Below are 18,124 nucleotides of genomic sequence, written 5' to 3' on the forward strand. Positions count from 1 at the left end.
AGTCCTACGGCGGCGCGTACATCGCGATGAACTCCCGCGCGCTGGGCGCGACCACCGTGTTCGCCTGGCCGGAGGCCGAGGTCGCGGTGATGGGCGCCAAGGCCGCGGTCGGCGTCCTGCACCGCAAAACGCTCGCCGCCGCGCCCGAGGAAGAGCGCGAGGCCCTGCAGGACAAGCTCATCGAGGAGCACGAACGCGTGGCCGGCGGCGTCGGCCGGGCGATGTCGATCGGCGTGGTCGACGAGGTCATCGACCCCAAGACCACCCGCCGCCGCATCGCCGAAGCGCTCGCCGCAGCCCCGGCCGGACGCGGCTCCCACGGCAACATCCCCCTGTGACCTGCTGAACCAGACGAAAGAGGGCCACCTCCGCACTGGAGGTGTCCCTCTTTCGTCCTTTGTAGACCTATGACCACACCCCGGTGGGAGCGGTCCGCTTCGCGTAGTCCCGGAAGTCGCGGGGCTCGCGCCCCAGCGCCCGCCGCACGCCGTCGGCGAGGTGGGCGTTGCGACCGTCGAGCACCTCGGTGAACAGGTGGCCCAGCATCGCCACGACCTCGGCCGGGACGCCCTGCTCGACCATCCCAGCGGAGAACTGCTCGACCGTCACCGGCAAGTACTCGATCTCCCGGCCGGTCGCCGCGGCGATCTCGCCGATCGCTTCGGCGAAGGTGATCAGCCGCGGGCCGGTCACCTCGTACACCTTACCGGCGTGGCCGTCCTCGGTCAGCACCGCCACCGCGACCTCGGCGATGTCCTCGGCGTCGACGAACGGTTCGGCCACTCCGTCGACCGGCAGGACGACCTCGCCGGCCCGCACGGACTCCACTAGGAAGTCCTCGCTGAAGTTCTGGTGGAACCAGCTCGCGCGCACCACCGTCCACTCCGCACCGGATTCCTGCACCGCTTGCTCGGCGCGCTGCGAGCCGACTTCCCCGCGGCCGGACAGCAGCACCAAGCGCCGGACGCCGTTGCGCACCGCCAACTCGGCGAACGAGCCGACCGCCTCGGCGGCCCCCGGGATCGCCAGATCCGGCTGGAAGCTCACGTAGGCCGATTCGACGTCGCTCAGCACCGGCTCCCACGTGCTGCGGTCCTCCCAGTCGAACCTCGGCGTCGCCGAACGCGACCCGATGCGCACCGGAATGCCCTTGGCCGCGAGTCCCGCGGCCACCCGGCGGCCGGTCCGGCCGGTGCCACCGAGGACGAGTGCTGTTTTCTGCGCCTTGTTCGTCATGTCTCTAGCCAAGCGGCAAGTTCCGAGACTTCCTATAGTTCATTGGCTCGATTCCATAATCCAGCGTCTAAGATCGACTCGTGGACGCACTCGTGAACCTGCTGGACGGCCCGCGAGCACGCGGGGCTTTCCTGCTCCGGGCGGTCCTGGATCCGCCGTGGTCGCTGCGGATCCAGGACCGGGCGCCGCTGACCCTGATGGCCCTGGTGCGCGGATCGGCTTGGGCAGTGCCGGACGCCGGTGACCCGGTGCGGCTCGAACCCGGCGACATCGCGATCGCCAGGGGCCCCGACGCCTACACGGTCGCCGACGAGCCGGGCACCCCGTGGCAGGTCGTCGTGCACCCCGGGCAGGGCTGCAGCACACCGTCCGGCGAACCGCTGCGAGACCTCACCGACGTCGGCGTGCGCACCTGGGGCACGGACCTGGGCGCGTCGATGAACATGCTGATCGGCACCTACCAGGTCACTGGCGAGATCAGCAGCCGCCTGCTCGCCGCGCTGCCCGCGCTGGTCGTGGTCCGGCAGGGCTCGCTGGATTCTCCGCTCGTGGAGCTGCTGGCCGCGGAGATCGGCAAGGGTTCACCTGGCCAGGAAGCGGTGCTGGACCGGCTGCTCGACCTGCTGCTCATCGCGAGCCTGCGGGCGTGGTTCGCCAGCCCCGACGCACAAGCCCCGGCCTGGTACCAGGCGCACCGCGACCCGGTGGTCGGCCGGGCCCTGCAACTGCTGCACCACGACCCGGCGTTCCCGTGGACGGTGGGATCGCTGGCCACGCGATCCGGCGTGTCGCGGGCGGGGTTGGCCCGCCGGTTCACCGATCTGGTCGGCGAGCCGCCGATGAAGTACCTGACCGGGTGGCGGCTCGCGATGGCTGCAGATCTGCTGCGGGAGTCCGACGCGACGATCGCCTCGGTCGCCCACCAGGTCGGCTACGGCAGCGCCTTCGCGCTCAGCAACGCGTTCAAGCGGCAGTTCGATGTCAGCCCGCAGGAGCACCGTCGCGCCGAGGCCGCGGTGTGATCGCGGGCGAGGTCATCACTCGCAGGGCTTGAACAGCGCGCTGTTCGGCAGCTTGCTGGTGTCCAGCCGCAGCCCCTGGCGCATTTCGTCCAGGACCAGCGGGTAGACCACGTTCCAGGTCACGCACGTCGACTTGGCCTGCGCCGGCGCATCCTCCAGCGCCTGGTTGCTCCGGAAGGTCAGCATCACCAGCAGCGAGCCGTCCGGTCCCGGATCGATCCGGTGCACCGTCCAGTCGAAGTCGCGGGTGGTGTCGTAGTTGGCCATCCACTTGTCCTTCGGCAGCTCCAGCCACTTCGAGCGGACCACTGTGGACTTCCACCGGTCGTAGTTCTTGTCGTTGATGGAGCGGAAGTGGTTGTCCAGCAGGTCCTGCACGGTCGGCAGGTCGGGATGAGCCGCGGCGTCGGGGGTGTAGACGATGCCCAGCGTCGACGTCATCCCGCTGCCAGGCTCCGTCGTAGTGTTGGAGAGCTGGTCGGCGGGCGTATCGCGGTAGACGTACTGCGACAGCAGCACACCACCGCCTGCCGCGCCCAGCAGCACGACGATCGCGAGCGGAATGCCCCATTTCAGCCAGGAACGCACGCCCCAAGCTTTTCACACCGCCACCGAAGCGATCACGGGTTCCGGCAGAAAGGCCCGCGCGAGTCAGCCCACCCGGTGCAGCCAGGTCACCGGAGCACCGTCGCCGGCGCGGCGGAACGGTTCGAGGGCGTCATCCCAGGCGGCGCCGAGCAACTGGTCCACGCGGTGGCCGAAGGCCTCCGGGCCCTTGGCGTTGGCCGCGAGCGTCCGCAGCTGGTCCTCGCTCACCATGATGTCGCCGTTGGCGCTGGTGCAGGCCCGCCACAGGCCCAGGCCGGGCGCATGGCAGAACCGCTGCCCGTCCACCCCGGGACTGGGGTCTTCGGTGACTTCGAAGCGCAGCATCGGCCACGCGCGCAGCGCCGTGACCAAGCGTGCGCCGGTGCCCGGCTCGCCCGACCAGTTGCACTCCGCGCGGAGTTGCCCTGGTGCTGCCGGTTGTGCCGTCCAGCGGAGTTCTGTCCGAATGCCGAGTGCGCCAGAGATCGCCCACTCGACGTGCGGGCAGACCGCAGACGGCGACGAGTGAACGTAGACCACACCAATGGTGTGGCCACGGTCGCTGCCACGGGTGCTCACTGCTGACCTCCGCTGTTCGACGAGGGACGTCTTCCCCTACGACCTCGCGTACTTGGCGATCAACAGGTGCGGCGCCATTCTGCATTGCGGGCGGAGCGCTCCGCCACCAGAACGACGGCATTCGGCGCGGGCCCGCGGGCGCGCGGCGAAGCCGGACCGGCCCGGCGACGACTGCCCCGAATAGCGGAAATCGCAGATCCGGGGCGTTGTCCCGGGTTTTCGCGCTAGCTCGAAAGCACCAACGCGATAGCGGCGGACGAGTGGTGGACACCACTCGATCGGACGAAAGTCGAAACCCCGCGACAATACTCGGACGCCCCGACTAACGTCTCTGCTCGAACGTGCGGTCCCCACCGGATCTTGGAGGTCGTCATGCGACTGGTGCGGCTCGGTGCGGAACCGACCCAGGTCGGCGCCGACATCCGGGCGGCCATTTCCGCGTGGGGCGCCGGTTGTTCGGTGCTGGGCGGGGTCGCGGTGTTCGGTTGCCGCCCGCCCGGCAGTCCCCGGCCGCTGGACGCGGTGATCGTGCTGCCGCGCGGGGTGGTCGTGGTGCTCGGGGTCGACCTCCCCGAACCCGCGCTGAAGGTCGACGCGCCGTTGCAGACCCCCTGGACGATCGACGGCTGGCCGCTGGTGCGCACCGAAGGCGCGGTCAATCCCGGGCTGGAAGGTCTCGAATCGGCCGCCGCGCTGGCCCGCAGCCTGCAGTCGCGCGGGCTGGAGCCGCTGCCGGTGGCCGCGGTCGTGGTGGTCGGCCCGTATGCCGGGAAGGTCACGCAGCCCACCACCGACCTGCACCGCGGGGTGCGGGTGGTGTCGCCGAACACGACCGCGATCCTCGCCGCCGCCCGCGAGCTGGCCACCTACGAACGGCCTTGCCCGGTCGAACCCGTCCAGCGGTTGCTGCGGGTGCTCGACGAGAGCTGCGAGCTCGGCCCGGCCGAGCTGATCGCCGAGGGCTTCCCGGAGTCCGGGGCCACCGATCTGGCCACCGCGGACACCATGCTGATCCCGAAGTACACCGACCGGCCCGCGGCCGGCGGGGCGGCGCGGCGATTGACGCCGCGCGGCAAGCTGATCGCGGCAGCCGCGGCGCTGGTGCTGGTCTTCGGCGTCCTCGGGACGTGGTTGACGCTCGGCCGGCCCGCCGCCAGCCCGCCGCCGCGGACCCCGCCCGTCCAGCGGGCCGACGGAATCGAGTTCACGCAGCGGGTGGCCGCTCGCGACGCCTCCTGCGACCGGCATTCGTTCGGCGACGTGCAGCGCTGGTTCGAGCAGCGGCCGTGCCGGGGCCTGATCCGCGCGGTGTTCGACACCCAGGTGTCGGGGCGACCGGCCGCGGTCTCGGTGGCCATCGTCGAACTGCCCGACGAGCAATCTGCGCGCGAGCTGCGGGAAGTCGCCGACACCGCGGGCACCGGCGGCGTCACGGACCTGATCGCCGACGGCTTGGGCTGGCCCGGCGGGCCCGACGGGTTCGACAACGCCGCGCAGGCCGTGCAGCAGAACGGCAACCAGGTACGGATCGTGCAAACCGCGTGGCGGGGCCGGACTTCCAACCCGGACGACGTGGGCCTTCGCGCGCTGGCCGAACGCGGCCTCCGCCTCACGCCCCAGCCCTGACCCACCGACCCGTCCCGTTCCGCCGCAATTTCCATTGAAATCGAAGGTTCGATTTCCATTGAAATTGCGGTAGGAGCGGGGGTTCGGTCACGACTGCTTCGGTTCGCGGGCTTGGGTTTCGCGGGCTTGGGTTTCGCGGGCTTCGGCCGGTTTGGCCTGTTCCGGGATCCTGGACCAGCCGCCGTGGGCCGGGGCTCGGTCCGCGGAGAGGATCCGCGGGGCCTTGGTCAGGTACGGGTTTCCCAGGCGGGCCAGGAACGACGCCGGTGCGTACAGCGGGACGACGGCCGACAGCGCCGCGGCGGTGACGCCCGCGCGCAGCACGTCGCGCGGCAGCAGCGTGGTCCGCCGATCGACGAACCGGTCGCTGGTCAGCGCCGCCAGCCACAGCACGAGCACGAAGCCCACCATGGTCCCCACCGCCAGCAGGACCGCCGGCTGGTAGCCGAGCCGTTCCGCGCCGAGCATCACCGCGATCCAGCCGAGCAGCGCCGGCAGCTGGCCGCGCTCGGTCGTCGCCGCCCACAGCAGGCCGCCCAGCAGCGCGAACCCGCCGCCGCTGCTCTGCCAGGTTTCGGTGATGCGCTCGGCCCACTCGCCGCCGGTGAGACCGAGCCGCGCGGCGAGCCTGCCCAGCACGTCGAGCGCGGTCGGGCCGTCCTCCGGCGTGACGAACTGGCCGATGATCCAGGCCAGCGTCCACAGCGACACCGCGAACGCGAGCACCCGCTGCCACCTCGGCCGATCCAGCGCGGCCCGGTACAACCGCAGCAGTTCCCGTGGTTGCGCCTGCACGTCCACCCCTGTCCTCGGCGTCGGAAAGCCGCTGCCGATCGTCCGGCCGTTGTGATGATCAAGCCCGGCATTGATCAGATCAGGGGCGTGTCCGCACTGCGGAGCGTGATCGGATTCAGAACGTGCCTGGGTCCGGCGCGCACTCACCGGCGCCGGAGCAGGCGGGCGGGATCGGGCGGATCACCGAACCGTCCACCAGCCACTGCCCCTGCTTCCCCGTGGAAACCAGGAAGCGGCCCAGCGGGTCCGCGGACAGCCGCGCCTCGCCCGCGGTCAGCAGCGGCGTCCGGAACGGCACCCCGGCGCCGATCTTCCGCCCGGTGTCCGCCGCGAAGGTGGCCACCCGGGCCTGCCCGCCGTCGCAGTCCACCGGTTCCAGTGCCGCGACGTCGGACCCGGACCAGGCGATCGCCACCGGCCCGCACGGCGCGTCCGGCGCCGCCTCGACGTGGCCGGCCAGCGAGTTCGCGTCCGGCGCGAGCAGCAGCACCGCGGCCTGGCGGCTGCCCTGTTCCCCGGCCAGGACGGCGAGCCGGCCGTCGTCGGCCAGCGCCAGGTCGTGCACCCGCAGCCCGGGCGGGATCGCGATGGTCTGCCGGTTCTCGCCGCGCACGACCACCACGGCGTTCCCGTCCAGGTAGGCGACGCGCCCGCCGCCCGCGGCCAGCAGCCGGCCGTCGCCGACCTCTCCGGGCAGCACCCGCTGCCCGCCCTGCGGGGTCACCTCGACGACCCGGCGTCCATCCACTGTGGACGCAATGGTGTAGATCCGGTCGCCGTCGGCGGCGAGCACGCCGGGGGCAGCGCCGTCGACGCGGGCGACCTCCCGGTCCTCCCGGCCCGACAGCACGTCGAAGGCGGCGATCACACCCGGCTCCGGTGAGGCCAGGTAGCTGTCCGGCCGGACGCTGATGGGTTCCGGGTCGTGCTGGCCCGGAAGCGCGAACATGGCCACGACGAATGCGGCCGCCGCAACCGCCGCCGCGCCGACCAGCACGATCAGCGGGCGGCGCGGCGATCTCCGGCGGCGCACGCCGGCCAGCAGCCGCGGCAGCGCGTCGGGGCTGGGCTCGACGTCTTCGACCAGCTGGTGCAGCTGCGCCCGCAGCAGGTCCACTTCCCGTGTGCTGTTCCCGTCCTTCACACCCGCTCCCCCAGCAGATCCGACAGTCGTGAGACGCCACGCGAGCAGTACGACTTCACCGCGCCCTGGCTGCAGCCCATGACCTCCGCGGTTCGAGCCTCGCTGAGATCGGCGTAGTAGCGCAGCACCACGGCCTCCCGCTGCCGGCGCGGCAGCTTGGTCAGCGCCGCGGCCAGCACCGCGCGATCGACCCCGCGGCCCGTGTCGTCGGGCTGGCGGTCCTCGACGGCGAGCTTCGGCTGGTACTTCTTGGCGATCAGCCGTCGCCGCAGCATCGAGCGGGCCCGGTTGAGCACCGCCTGCCGGAGGAACGCCAGCGCCTTGTCCGGATCGCGCAGCCGCGAACGGGAGTCGAAGACCCGCACGTAGGCGTCCTGCACGATGTCCTCCGCGGTGGCGCGGTCGTCCACCAGCAAGATCGCGATGCGCAGCAGTTGCCGGTAATGCTCCTGGTAGAGGTCGGTCAGCTTGCTCGTCAGTTCATCCATTGCCGCCAGCCCGTCGCCCGGCCAGGCGGTCACGGGCAATGCGATCGACACCGTCACATATCTGCACGACGCCCAAGCCCCCCTCCTTGGTTGCGGCCGGGTTTCACTTGTAATCAATCGGCTGCACCCAACGGCGGCGAAGTTTACCGGCGGGTCCGCCGATGATGATCTCGTGGCGGCTTCTGCCAGCCCTGCCGCCAGATGGATCATGCCCGGTCAGCCCCACTGCACTACCGCCCCGCGCGACCGGGGTAAGCACCGTTCGGGTGTTGGGAGCTCTTGCCGGTCGCCAACCGGCGCGGTAGGCCTGTGGTGCCGCGCGGCGCCGAACCGCCGGCCGGCCGGGCGACCTTGCCGGGCGCAGCTCTAGGAGGCGCTGATGAAGTTCGGGATCACCACGTTCATCACCGATGAGGGGATCGGCCCGGCGGAACTGGGCAGGGCCGTCGAGGAGCGCGGGTTCGACTCGCTCTTCGCGCCCGAGCACACGCACATCCCGGCGAGCCGGGAATCGCCCTATCCGGGCGGCGGCGACCTGCCCCGCGTCTATTACCGCACGCTGGATCCGTTCGTCTCGCTCACCGCGATCGCGGCGGTCACCGAGCGCCTGCTGGTGGCCACCGGCATCTCGCTGATCATCGAGCGCGATCCGATCACCACCGCCAAGGAGGTCGCGAGCCTCGACCTGGTGTCCGGCGGACGCGTCATCTTCGGCATCGGGGCGGGCTGGAACCGGGAGGAAATGCGCAACCACGGCACGGATCCGGCGACCCGCGGCGCGCTGATGGACGAGCGGATCCGGGCGATGCGGGAGATCTGGACGAAGGAGGCGGCCGAGTTCCACGGCGAGCACGTCGACTTCGACCCGATCTACGCGTGGCCGAAGCCGGTGCAGCAGCCGCACCCGCCGATCTACGTCGGTGGGGAGGGCGAGCGGGCCATCGCGCGGGTCGCCGAGTACGGCGGCGGCTGGTTGCCGCGCGGCGGCACCGAGAACCTCGGTGACCTGGTGCCGAAGGTGCGCGACCGGGCGGGCTGGCGGGTGCCGGTCTCGGTCTTCGCGGCGCCGCGCGATCCGGCGGTCCTGGAGTCCTACGCGGCGGCCGGGGTGGACCGCGCGCTGTTCCTGCTGCCGACCCACCAGCGCGACGAATCGCTGCGCCGGCTCGACGCACTGGCGGAACTCGCCGAACGCCAGGGCTGATCGGCGATTCCGCCGGACCACCGCGGCGGGCCAGCGGTGTTCACGGGTCCTCGTCTCGCGATTACCAGGCGTGGCTTACATCCTGGTTACTTCCATGCATCGGGCTGGACATTCGGGACATGCGCACAGATCCTCGTGTCTGCTGTGCCCAGTCGTGTTGCACAGCGCATACGCGGGAATGGAGTCCGGGGACGGTGGCTACGAAAACAGCGCCGAGCGGTGGGGCGGCTCGGAAACGCAGGATGAGTCCCAAGGAAATCGCCATCTGGACGTTGGTGGCGGTCGTCGGCGCGATTTCGTGGGGCATCATCGCGCTGTTCCGCGGCGAGGAGATCTCCGCGGCCTGGCTGGTGTTCGCGGCGCTCGCCTCGTACGCCATCGGTTACCGCTTCTACGCCCGGTTCATCGCCTACCGGGTGCTGAAGGTCGACGACACCCGCGCGACGCCCGCGGAGCGGCTCAACAACGGCACCGACTTCCAGCCGACCGACCGGCGCGTGCTCTTCGGCCACCACTTCGCGGCGATCGCCGGGGCCGGCCCGCTGGTCGGCCCGGTGCTGGCCGCGCAAATGGGCTACCTGCCGGGCACCATCTGGATCATCGTCGGCGTCATCTTCGCGGGCGCGGTGCAGGACATCGTGGTGCTGTTCTTCTCCACCCGGCGCGACGGCCGCAGCCTCGGGCAGATGGCCCGCGAGGAGATCGGTCCGATCGGCGGCATCGCGGCGCTGATCGCCGTGCTGGCCATCATGATCATCCTGCTGGCCGTGCTGGCGCTGGTCGTGGTCGGCGCGCTGAAGGGTTCCCCGTGGGGCACCTTCTCGATCGGCATGACGATCCCGATCGCCCTGTTCATGGGCTTCTACCTGCGCTACCTGCGCCCGGGCAAGATCGTCGAGGTCTCGGTGATCGGCGTGGCGCTGCTGCTGCTGAGCATCGTGGCCGGCAGCTGGGTCGCCGATTCGGCGCTGGCCGGGATGTTCACGCTCACCGGCAACCAGCTGACCTTCGCGCTGATCGCGTACGGGTTCATCGCCTCGGTGCTGCCGGTGTGGATGCTGCTGGCGCCGCGCGACTACCTGAGCACCTTCATGAAGGTCGGCGTCATCGTGCTGCTCGCGGTGTCGATCCTGATCGCGATGCCGATGATGAAGACCGAGGCGATCACCGAGTTCGCGCTCAACGGGCAGGGTCCGGTGTTCGCCGGCTCGCTGTTCCCGTTCGTGTTCATCACGATCGCCTGCGGTGCGCTGTCCGGCTTCCACGCGCTGGTGGCCTCGGGCACCACGCCGAAGCTGCTGGAGAAGGAATCGCAGGTCCGGGTCATCGGCTACGGCGGAATGCTCACCGAGTCGTTCGTGGCGATCATGGCGCTGGCCGCGGCGTGCATCATCGAGCCGGGCCTGTTCTACGCGATGAACATGCCGGCTTCGGTGCTCGGTGACACTCTGCAGTCGGCGTCGCAGGCGGTCGCCGGGGTCGGCTTCCAGATCTCCCCGGAGGAGCTGGCGGCGGCCGCGGCGGCGGTGGACGAGAGCACGCTGGTCGGCCGCAGCGGCGGCGCACCGACCCTGGCCGTCGGCCTTTCCGAGGTGTTCTCGCAGGTCATCGGCGGTGACGCGATGAAGGCGTTCTGGTACCACTTCGCGGTGATGTTCGAGGCGCTGTTCATCCTGACCACTGTGGACGCCGGAACCCGGGTGGGCCGGTTCATGCTGCAGGACACCGTGGGCAACGTCTGGAAGCGCTTCGGCGACGTCAGCTGGAAGCCGGGCAACTGGATCGCCAGCGCCGTGATCGTCGGCTCCTGGGGCTACTTCCTGTGGGCCGGGGTGAACGACCCGCTGGGCGGCATCAACCAGCTGTTCCCGCTGTTCGGCATCGCGAACCAGCTGCTGGCGGCGGTGGCGCTGGCGGTGGCCACCACGATCCTGATCAAGACGGGCCGGGCGAAGTACGCATGGGTGACGGTGATCCCGCTGGCGTGGGACGCGGCGGTGACGCTGGTCGCGAGCTGGCAGAAGATCTTCTCCGCCGATCCCAAGATCGGCTTCTTCGCGCAGCGCGCGGCGTACCAGGCGGCGCTGGACGCGGGCCAGACCAGCAAGGGCTCGGCGCACACGGTCGAGGAGATGCAGAAGGTCTTGGTCAACTCCACTGTGGACGGAGTGCTGAGCATCCTGTTCGCCCTGCTGATCGTGATCGTGCTGCTGGATGCGGTCCGGGTGTGGATCAAGGCGCTGCGAGCCGGCGCGCCGCTGCCGGACACCGAAGTCCCGCACGTGGAGTCGAAGCTGTTCGCCCCGTCCGGGCTGATCCCGACGGCCGAAGAACGGCGGATCCAGAAGGAGCTGGAGACGGCCGGGACGCCGGGGGTCGAGAAGGCCGGGGCGGGCACATGACCGGCACGATCGTGGCCAGGCTGCGCGAGTCCGCTCGCACGGCCTGGCAGATCGTGCGCGGCGTGGTCGGCGAGAACGCCTACGAGCGCTACCTGGAGCACCATCGCCGGAACCACCCGGACGAGCAACCACTGCCGGAGCGGGAGTTCTGGCGACGCCACGTCGACCGCCAGGACGCGACTCCCGGCTCCCGCTGCTGCTGACCAGAAACGCGAAGGGCACGTTCGCCGAGCAACCCGGTGAACGTGCCCTTCACTCATTCCCCGATCGCCGACGGACTCGCCCAGACCACACGGCCGGAGATATGACTGCCCCAGCTGAAGGCACGCCGGGCTTCCTCTGCCGACGCCACGCTCATGCGAAGACTGCGGTTAGTGCTGATGACCTCGGCCCGCTCCCCGAACGCCATGTCCCCACGCCGCGATGCGCACATCAACACGTTCGCCGTATTCCTGAAGCACTGCGAACAACCGAGGCGCTGCGTCAGCGACCAGAACGTCCGCAAGCTCGGCGAACTGCTCCGCACTGCACATCGGAGACTTTTCCGATGGATCAGCGATGAGCATGTCGAGCGGATGGCTCGACAACGCGATCTTGGCTCGCCGATCTGGCCAGCACCGCGCACGAACGTGGCTGGATGGTCGATCTCCGGAAGAACCTGCCCGAGGACTTCCATGCTTTCCTGAACCTGGAAGTTGCGCTCGTCGCGTCGCGGAGCTTCGAAACCCTCCTAGTACCGGGGCTTCTGCAAACCGCTGACTACGCACACGCCTTGATCCGGGGGATCAACCCCGATATCACCGAGGACGAAGTCGAGCGACGAGTCGCGGCTCGTCTCGCCCGGCAGCAGATCCTTCGGAGGGCCGAACCGCCGAAGCTGCACGTGATTCTCGACGAAGGACTGCTGCAACGGCCGGTCGGCACGCCGCGGGTGATGCGCAATCAACTTCGTTTTCTCGCCGAAGCGGCGGAAGAACCCAACATCACGGTGCAGATCTTGCCCAGGATGGTCGGCGCGAGTCCAGCCTTGGAAGGGCCGTTCTCGATCCTGACGCTGCCTGATCCGATTCCTGACGTGGGATACTCAGAAGGCCCGGGTCGTGCGGTCTACATCGAGGATCGAGAACTCGTCCGTACCTACACACTCCGTTTCGGTATCCTCACCGAGCAGTCGCTGTCGCAAGTCGACTCGGTGAACAAGCTTGCCGAAGCCGCTGAGAGCTACGGGTGACCTTCGGTCAAGGAGGGCGCGAAGATGATCGAGCAGAGTGCGTTACGTCCTGAAAACTGGCGCAAGAGCAGCTACTCAGGTGGCGGTGGTGTCGGGGGCGGCAACTGCGTCGAGGTTGCGACGGTGGCCGACGGCCGAGTCGCCTTCCGCGACAGCAAGAATCCCGATGCCGGGTTCCTGCTCTTCACCCGCACCCAGGTCGACTCCTTGATGAAACGCCTCAAGGACAACGAGCTCGACTGCCTCGGCTGATCGCGCGCTGGAATCCTGCTGGGAGGCCGGTCAGGTGTCGTGAGTACTTTGTGTTGCTATCGCGACACAAAGTACTCACGATCTGCAACAGCACCCACGCGTACCTGCCATCACGGGCTGCCGTGCTCTCGGGCGCCGAACCGGTGAAGACTGCCTGATCGAAGTTGGTGTCTTCGGTGGTGGCATTCTCGAACAGGGCGACGCCTTCGAACCGCGCTCCGCTGAAGTCGGTGTCGTCGAGGCGGGCGTTGTCGAACCTTGCCGGGCCGGCGAAGCGAACGTCTGTGAACAGCGCGTCCATGATGCTGGCGCTGCTGAACATCGCAGGGCCTCGGAACGTTGCGCCGTGCAGCACGGCATGGTCCATGCTGGCGCCGACGAAGTTCGCCGCTTCGTCGAAAACCGCGCCCACTAACATCGCCGAGCCTTCCAGGGTGGCGTTGCTGAACACCGCTGAACGGACGTGGCAGCCGCTGAAGTTCAAGTGGCGCAGCACCGCACCAGCCAGATAGAGATCCGTGTCCGGCCAGAACTTGCTGTTGGCCGGCTCGGAGCCGTCCTTGCCAGGGCGGAGGTGGCTGCACAGGATGTGCTGGGCGGCATGGCGCACGCGTCGTTCTTCGGATATCGCTTGTTTCAACTTCGCCAGTTCCAGGCCCTCTACCGGCGCAGCTTCGTCGACTTCGGGCAATGGCATGCGCAAATAGGCGCACATCACTTCGACGATCGTCTGCCGGTGCTCGAGGTTGTCCTGCGCAAGTCGTTCCAGAGCGTAAAGGCCGCCGAGGCGTACCGCGGCCTTGTCCGCGCCGAGCTGTTCGATGGCGGCGCTGTAAAGCTCAGTAGTTCGCCGCTCCGCCGCGTCGTGCTTGGTCTCCAGCAGCGCGAGTTCGTTCGTCCGCTGACGCCTGGCTGCGAGGAGGAGAGCGGTCGCACCGCCGACACCCGCGACGATGCTGATCGTGGTGCGGACGACCTCGAGTCGAGCTCGGTCCTGCGGGCTCTCGCTGCCGACCGTGCCGAGCAGGATCCAGCCTGCGGCCAGCCCGATCACCAGCAGCAACGCGCCACCGCCCCAAATGGCGCGGGGAGACAGAACTCGCAGTGCCGGAGTTCGGGGCGGCGTCGCACGGTTGATCACGAGGACATCATCCCGGCCGCACTGCGATGTGCGGGGAGGTTTCGAAATCTCCTGCCGGAGCGGGAGTTCTGCTGCTGCCGTTGTGGCTGGTCAGGTGTCGTGAGTACTTTGTGCTGCTATAGCAACACAAAGTGCTCACGGGTCTGTTGGTCTCGTCCAGCGGTTCATCGCTACGAACCTCAAGACCGTGCCTTCGGCTCCGAACACCACCCCACCGTGGCCGCGACCAGGGCCAGCGCGTCAGGACCTCAGGTCTTCGGTCGTCATGCGTAGGGCCAGGGCTCCGAAGACCACGGCCGCCGTTCGGTCCAGCCAGCGCTGGATCGCCCGGCGGCGGAGCAGGACGTTCGACAGCCAGCCCGAGGCGAGGCCCACCGAGGCGTCAACGCTGATGCCCACCACGACCAGCAGCCCGCCGAGGGCCAGCAGCTGCACCGAGATCGGCCAGTCCGCCTGCGTGCTGATGAACTGCGGGACGAACGCCAGGTAGAACAGGATCACCTTGGGGTTCGACACGTTCGTCAGCACCGCCAGCGCGTAGATGCGCCGCAGCGACCTCGCCGGTGCCGCCTGCACTTCCGGCACCGCCGACGCCCGCCACGACTGGACCGCCAGGTACACCAGGAAGACGACACCGGCGATCCGCACGACCTCCAGCGCCGCGGGCACCGCCTGGAACATCGCCGTCAGCCCGAGCGCGGCCCCGACCGTGTGCACGACGATGCCGCTGGACATGCCCAGGGCCGCGACGACGCCACCGCGCGGCCCCGAGGAAAGGCCGTTGGCCAGGATGAACATCATGTCCGGGCCGGGCACCAGCGAGATCACCGCCGCGGCACCGATGAACGCCAGCACGATTCCGAGATCCATTTCAGCCCCCGATCCGAACGCGGTGCGACCGGGGCCGGGGAAGTGGAGTCCGAGTCAGTTGGGAAGTCCTCTCGCGCATGACCGCGACCGCGATCAGCCTGATTTGGGAATCTCCCGGAAGGGTACGTCCCTGAACCGATCCGGTTCCTTGGGCAGGCGGAGGATTCGTTCGCCGATGATGTTGCGCTGGATCTGGTCCGTGCCGCCACCGATCGAGGTGAAGTAGGCGTTCATCGCGGCGAAGTTCGCGTCGTCGCCGTCGGGGTGGTCGGCGCCCTCCAGCATCGCCTCCGCGCCGACGATCGCCGTCTGCACCCGACCGGTCTCGTGCAGCAGCCGCGACATCAGCAGCTTCCCCAGCGATGCCAGCGACGACGAGGTGCCCTGCTCCAGCTCGGCCTGCGCGCGCTGGTTGTTCCAGCGGTTCGCCGCCCGCAGCGTCAGCACCCGCGCGATGTCCTGGCGCACCACGGGATCGTCGAGCCGCCCGTGCCTGCGGGCCAGCTCGATCAGGTCGACCTCCCCGCCGTCCTTCTTCGCATGCCGCGTGCTGGCGCCTCGGTTGGACTCCGCGAGCACCACCCGCTCGTAGGCCAGCGCGGTCTGCAGCACCCGCCAGCCCTGGCCGGGTTCGCCGAGCATGTTCGCCGCCGGAACCCGGGCATCGGTGAGGAAGACCTCGTTGAAGTGCGCCTCCCCCGTCATCTGCCGCAGCGGCCGCACCGTCACGCCCGGCTGGTCCATCGGCAGGAAGAAGAAGCTGATGCCGCGGTGCTTCGGCACCTCCGGGTCGGTGCGGGCGATGAGCATGCCGTAGTCGGCCTCGGCCGCGTTGGACGTCCACACCTTCTGCCCGTCGACCCGGTAGGAATCGCCGTCCGGGACCGCGGTGGTGCGCAGGCCCGCCAGGTCGGACCCGGCGCCGGGTTCGCTGTAGAGCAGGCACATCCGGATCTCGCCGAGCAGCAGCGGCCGGAGGAACCGCTGCCGCAGGTCCGCGCTGCCGTACGCCAGGACAGTGTTCGCCCACAGGTTGGTCCGGTCCTGGCCGCTGCCCGGCGCACCGGCCCGGCGGAACTCCGCCTCCACGGCCTCGGCCGATTCCTCGTCCAGGCCGAGCCCGAAGTCCTCGCGCGACCAGCGCGGCACCGCGTAGCCGCGATCCACCACCGCGGCCAGCCATTCGGCGCGGTCGGCCGCCAGGTCCCAGTGGTCGGCGAGCCACTGCCGCACTTCGCTGCGCAACGAGTCGATGTTCATGGTCACCCCTGATCGACGATGGCGGAGAGGTAGCGCTCGCGGTGCGTTGCCGCGTCGCCGAGCAGCTGGGCACTGCTGCGGGCTCGGCGCAGGTAGAGGTGCGCGGGGTGTTCCCAGGTGAAGCCGATCCCGCCGTGGATCTGGATGTTGTCGGCGGCGACCCGCACGAACGCGTCGGAGCAGAAGGCCTGCGCCATCGCGGCCAGCGCGGTGGCCTCCGGGCTCCGCTCGGCCAGCGCCCAGGCCGCCGCGTAGGCGGTGGAGTACGCCGACTCGACCTCCACCAGCAGGTCGGCGCACAGGTGCTTGATGGCCTGGAAGCTGCCGATGGCGCGGCCGAACTGGAACCGGGCCCGGGCGTATGCCACGGCCATGTCCAGCGCCGCCCGGGCCCCGCCGGCCTGTTCGGCGGCGAGCGCGACCTCCCCGGTGCGCAGCGTCCAGTCCACCGCCGCGGCGGTGCTGCCGGGGTCTCCGACCGGCCGGGCGGGCACGTCGTCGAGGGTGATCGCGGCGAGCCGCCGAGTCCCATCCACAGTGGACATCGGCTGGATCGAGACGCCGCCGGCGGCCGGGTCGACGGCGAACACCCGCGGCCCGCCGGCGACCACCAGCAGCAGATCGGCTGTCGCGCCGTCGAGCACGAAGCGCTGCTCGCCGGAAAGCCCTTCTCCGGCGGCGATCGACTGCTGCGCGAACACGACCGTCGCGGTGCGTTGTCCGCTCGCCAGGTCCGGCAGGAACTCCGCGCACGAGAGTTCGGTCAGCAGCGTGGCGGCGAGCACCGAGCTCGACAGGTACGGGCCGCAGAACAGCTTCTTGCCCATCTCCTCCAGCACGATGGCGAGCTCGACCGGCCCGGCCCCCGCCCCGCCGCAGCCCTCCGGCACCACCAGGCCCGCCAGACCCAACTGCTCGGCGAGCAGCTTCCACAGGTCCTGATCGACGCCGGTGGCGCTCGCGGCCGCCGCGCGCACGGCGGGTTCCGCGCTGTGGTCGTCGAGCAGCTCGCGGACCGCCTGGCGCAGCGCGCGCTGCTCGTCGGTGAAGTCGAAGGTCATGTGGACGCTCCCGGAGGGCGGGTCGGTTCGGCCAACGCGGCGTCATCCCTGCCCGGCAACCCGGTGCGGATCTCCCGCGTGCGCTCTGCGAGAAGTCCCGCCACAGGTGGGCGATCGGCCGGGCACCGAAGGCCTGGATCGTCGTCGCGGCAGTGGCCCATTCGAAACCTCCGCTGGTTTCGCGCTGAGTCCGACGTACCCGAACATATTTCCGACGACTTCCGTCCGCAATAGGGTCAGCTGCCAAACTTGGTTTGCGTGGCGGTGCAGGTAGCGGAACCTCAGAGGCCTTCTCGCTGTGGGATCCCCGACATCATGAATGCCAATTCACCACGTCGGGGCTGTCCTCGCGAGAAGACCCCTGAGAACCCGCGGCGGTGCGAGTTGCAAGGGCGGGCTAAGCGGCTCCGCCGCTTCAAAACCAACACCCCGCTCTACCGGCTTCAACCAGTCGGGGGTTCAGGACCGGGCGTGCACTCCGGCCAGGACCGTGTCGACCAGCTCGGCCAGGTAGCCCGCCGACTCCGCCCAGACCTGCCCGCGCAGGTGCAGCGGCGTGGCGCGGACGTGGTTGGACACCGCGCCCGCGATCAGGTCGGCGATCAGCGCCACCGACGCGCCGGGCGGCAGTTCGCCGCGCTCGATGCCGCGCCGCACGATCGCGCGGGTCGCCCGGATGTGCTCGGGGTACGGGTCGTCGGTCAACGACTCGGCGAGCTCCGGCGAGAACTGAGCGTCCACGCCCAGCCGGGAGGTCAGCGCGCCCTCGTCGGCGCCCAGGTACTCCATCCAGCCGCGGGCGAACTCGACCAGGTCGGCGCGCAGCTCGCCGGTGTCGATCTCGGCGATGAACCGGGTGCGCTCCCGCACCGCGGCGACCAGCAGCGCGGCCTTGTTCGGCCAGCGCAGGTAGAGCGAGCCCTTCCCGATCCCGGAGCGGCGGGCGACCTCGTCGAGCGAGAAGCCGCTCCAGCCGCGCTCGGCGTACACCGCCCGCGCCGCCTCCAGGGCGCGCGTGTCCACCGCTGGATCCCGGGGCCGTCCGACGCGCTGTGCCTTCGCCACCACGCCATCCTGGCACCTGAGGATCCCGATCCGCCCGGGACCAAGCCGAACGTCCAGCACTGGACCGGATTAAGGAGAGCCGCCTTGCGCACCCAGGTCGCGATCGTCGGCGGCGGCCCCGCCGGGCTTCTGCTGTCCCACCTGCTGCACCTGCACGGCA

Annotated in this window: 20 protein-coding genes; 9 read left to right on the plus strand and 11 right to left on the minus strand. The window is 69.9% G+C overall.

Going from position 1 to position 18,124, the window contains the following annotated elements; translation table 11 throughout:
• Window positions 1-338: carboxyl transferase domain-containing protein (locus E1288_RS43170; protein WP_328592558.1), on the plus strand; the 338-nt coding region annotated here is incomplete at its 5' end.
• Window positions 339-405: 67 nt separating this feature from the next.
• Here E1288_RS43170 and E1288_RS43175 read toward each other — a convergent pair.
• The gene (locus E1288_RS43175) at window positions 406-1,236 is read right to left on the minus strand and encodes an NAD(P)H-binding protein (protein ID WP_132494694.1); all 831 of its coding nucleotides are present in this window, start codon (window positions 1,234-1,236) and stop codon (window positions 406-408) included.
• Between the two features lie 80 nt (window positions 1,237-1,316).
• Between E1288_RS43175 and E1288_RS43180 the strand changes: the two genes are divergently transcribed.
• Window positions 1,317-2,258: an AraC family transcriptional regulator gene (locus E1288_RS43180; RefSeq protein WP_132494696.1), complete on the plus strand. Its 942-nt coding sequence runs from the start codon at window positions 1,317-1,319 to the stop codon at window positions 2,256-2,258.
• 15 nt (window positions 2,259-2,273) lie between these two features.
• Here E1288_RS43180 and E1288_RS43185 read toward each other — a convergent pair whose 3' ends face one another.
• Both E1288_RS43185 and E1288_RS43190 read right to left on the minus strand, forming a co-directional pair.
• On the minus strand, window positions 2,274-2,846 hold the full coding sequence (locus E1288_RS43185) for a hypothetical protein (protein WP_132494698.1): 573 nt from the start codon (window positions 2,844-2,846) through the stop codon (window positions 2,274-2,276).
• Window positions 2,847-2,909: 63 nt separating this feature from the next.
• Window positions 2,910-3,386 carry a DUF3145 domain-containing protein gene (locus E1288_RS43190; protein ID WP_165968583.1) on the minus strand — a complete coding sequence of 159 codons (477 nt, stop codon included), beginning with the start codon at window positions 3,384-3,386 and terminating at the stop codon, window positions 2,910-2,912.
• Between the two features lie 411 nt (window positions 3,387-3,797).
• On the opposite strand from E1288_RS43190, the gene E1288_RS43195 reads away from it, so the two are divergent.
• Entirely contained in the window at window positions 3,798-5,051 is a 1,254-nt protein-coding gene (locus E1288_RS43195) for a hypothetical protein (protein WP_132494700.1), read from the plus strand.
• 87 nt (window positions 5,052-5,138) lie between these two features.
• Here E1288_RS43195 and E1288_RS43200 read toward each other — a convergent pair whose 3' ends face one another.
• The 3 genes from E1288_RS43200 to E1288_RS43210 form a co-directional block, all read right to left on the minus strand.
• Entirely contained in the window at window positions 5,139-5,846 is a 708-nt protein-coding gene (locus tag E1288_RS43200) for a hypothetical protein (protein ID WP_207954887.1), read from the minus strand.
• A 115-nt stretch (window positions 5,847-5,961) separates the two neighbouring features.
• Window positions 5,962-6,990 (minus strand): hypothetical protein, encoded by a 1,029-nt coding sequence (locus tag E1288_RS43205; protein ID WP_132494704.1) that lies wholly within the window; start codon window positions 6,988-6,990, stop codon window positions 5,962-5,964.
• Entirely contained in the window at window positions 6,987-7,529 is a 543-nt protein-coding gene (locus E1288_RS43210; protein WP_235884220.1) for a SigE family RNA polymerase sigma factor, read from the minus strand. The genes E1288_RS43205 and E1288_RS43210 overlap by 4 nt, the downstream gene beginning before the upstream one ends.
• Before the next feature lie 328 nt (window positions 7,530-7,857).
• Between E1288_RS43210 and E1288_RS43215 the strand changes: the two genes are divergently transcribed.
• The 5 genes from E1288_RS43215 (at window position 7,858) to E1288_RS43240 (ending at window position 12,567) form a co-directional block, all read left to right on the plus strand.
• Complete coding sequence (locus E1288_RS43215; RefSeq protein WP_132494708.1) at window positions 7,858-8,682, plus strand: LLM class F420-dependent oxidoreductase; 825 nt, start codon at window positions 7,858-7,860, stop codon at window positions 8,680-8,682.
• Window positions 8,683-8,924: 242 nt separating this feature from the next.
• On the plus strand, window positions 8,925-11,084 hold the full coding sequence (locus E1288_RS43220; RefSeq protein ID WP_132494710.1) for a carbon starvation CstA family protein: 2,160 nt from the start codon (window positions 8,925-8,927) through the stop codon (window positions 11,082-11,084).
• Entirely contained in the window at window positions 11,081-11,287 is a 207-nt protein-coding gene (locus tag E1288_RS43225; RefSeq protein WP_132494712.1) for a YbdD/YjiX family protein, read from the plus strand. The genes E1288_RS43220 and E1288_RS43225 overlap by 4 nt, the downstream gene beginning before the upstream one ends.
• Before the next feature lie 434 nt (window positions 11,288-11,721).
• Complete coding sequence (locus tag E1288_RS43235; RefSeq protein ID WP_235884221.1) at window positions 11,722-12,315, plus strand: DUF5753 domain-containing protein; 594 nt, start codon at window positions 11,722-11,724, stop codon at window positions 12,313-12,315.
• 24 nt (window positions 12,316-12,339) lie between these two features.
• On the plus strand, window positions 12,340-12,567 hold the full coding sequence (locus E1288_RS43240; RefSeq protein ID WP_132494714.1) for a DUF397 domain-containing protein: 228 nt from the start codon (window positions 12,340-12,342) through the stop codon (window positions 12,565-12,567).
• On the opposite strand, the gene E1288_RS43245 is transcribed toward E1288_RS43240, so the two are convergent.
• The 5 genes from E1288_RS43245 to E1288_RS43265 form a co-directional block, all read right to left on the minus strand.
• A complete protein-coding gene (locus E1288_RS43245) occupies window positions 12,536-13,621 on the minus strand; it encodes a pentapeptide repeat-containing protein (protein ID WP_235884222.1) in 1,086 nt (361 codons plus the stop codon). The two genes, E1288_RS43240 and E1288_RS43245, sit on opposite strands and share 32 nt — an antisense overlap.
• A gap of 327 nt (window positions 13,622-13,948) precedes the next feature.
• Window positions 13,949-14,578: a LysE family translocator gene (locus E1288_RS43250; protein WP_132494718.1), complete on the minus strand. Its 630-nt coding sequence runs from the start codon at window positions 14,576-14,578 to the stop codon at window positions 13,949-13,951.
• A 93-nt stretch (window positions 14,579-14,671) separates the two neighbouring features.
• Entirely contained in the window at window positions 14,672-15,838 is a 1,167-nt protein-coding gene (locus E1288_RS43255; RefSeq protein WP_132494720.1) for an acyl-CoA dehydrogenase family protein, read from the minus strand.
• Between the two features lie 2 nt (window positions 15,839-15,840).
• A complete protein-coding gene (locus tag E1288_RS43260) occupies window positions 15,841-16,899 on the minus strand; it encodes an acyl-CoA dehydrogenase family protein (protein WP_132494722.1) in 1,059 nt (352 codons plus the stop codon).
• 459 nt (window positions 16,900-17,358) lie between these two features.
• Window positions 17,359-17,922 carry a TetR/AcrR family transcriptional regulator gene (locus E1288_RS43265; RefSeq protein ID WP_207954888.1) on the minus strand — a complete coding sequence of 188 codons (564 nt, stop codon included), beginning with the start codon at window positions 17,920-17,922 and terminating at the stop codon, window positions 17,359-17,361.
• 126 nt (window positions 17,923-18,048) lie between these two features.
• On the opposite strand from E1288_RS43265, the gene E1288_RS50205 reads away from it, so the two are divergent.
• On the plus strand, window positions 18,049-18,124 hold a 76-nt coding region (locus E1288_RS50205), incomplete at its 3' end, for an FAD-dependent monooxygenase (RefSeq protein WP_328592559.1).

The organism is Saccharopolyspora elongata (assembly GCF_004348985.1).
Taxonomy (GTDB): domain Bacteria; phylum Actinomycetota; class Actinomycetes; order Mycobacteriales; family Pseudonocardiaceae; genus Saccharopolyspora; species Saccharopolyspora elongata.

What these genes read in the sequence shown, in the direction of transcription:
- E1288_RS43175 (WP_132494694.1), bottom strand. Translation starts at nt 1,236, where the DNA reads ATGACGAACAAGGCGCAGAAAACAGCACTCGTCCTCGGTGGCACCGGC.
- E1288_RS43195 (WP_132494700.1), top strand. Translation starts at nt 3,798, where the DNA reads ATGCGACTGGTGCGGCTCGGTGCGGAACCGACCCAGGTCGGCGCCGAC.
- E1288_RS43215 (WP_132494708.1), top strand. Translation starts at nt 7,858, where the DNA reads ATGAAGTTCGGGATCACCACGTTCATCACCGATGAGGGGATCGGCCCG.
- E1288_RS43220 (WP_132494710.1), top strand. Translation starts at nt 8,925, where the DNA reads ATGAGTCCCAAGGAAATCGCCATCTGGACGTTGGTGGCGGTCGTCGGC.
- E1288_RS43225 (WP_132494712.1), top strand. Translation starts at nt 11,081, where the DNA reads ATGACCGGCACGATCGTGGCCAGGCTGCGCGAGTCCGCTCGCACGGCC.
- E1288_RS43235 (WP_235884221.1), top strand. Translation starts at nt 11,722, where the DNA reads ATGGTCGATCTCCGGAAGAACCTGCCCGAGGACTTCCATGCTTTCCTG.
- E1288_RS43240 (WP_132494714.1), top strand. Translation starts at nt 12,340, where the DNA reads ATGATCGAGCAGAGTGCGTTACGTCCTGAAAACTGGCGCAAGAGCAGC.
- E1288_RS43250 (WP_132494718.1), bottom strand. Translation starts at nt 14,578, where the DNA reads ATGGATCTCGGAATCGTGCTGGCGTTCATCGGTGCCGCGGCGGTGATC.
- E1288_RS43255 (WP_132494720.1), bottom strand. Translation starts at nt 15,838, where the DNA reads ATGAACATCGACTCGTTGCGCAGCGAAGTGCGGCAGTGGCTCGCCGAC.
- E1288_RS43260 (WP_132494722.1), bottom strand. Translation starts at nt 16,899, where the DNA reads ATGACCTTCGACTTCACCGACGAGCAGCGCGCGCTGCGCCAGGCGGTC.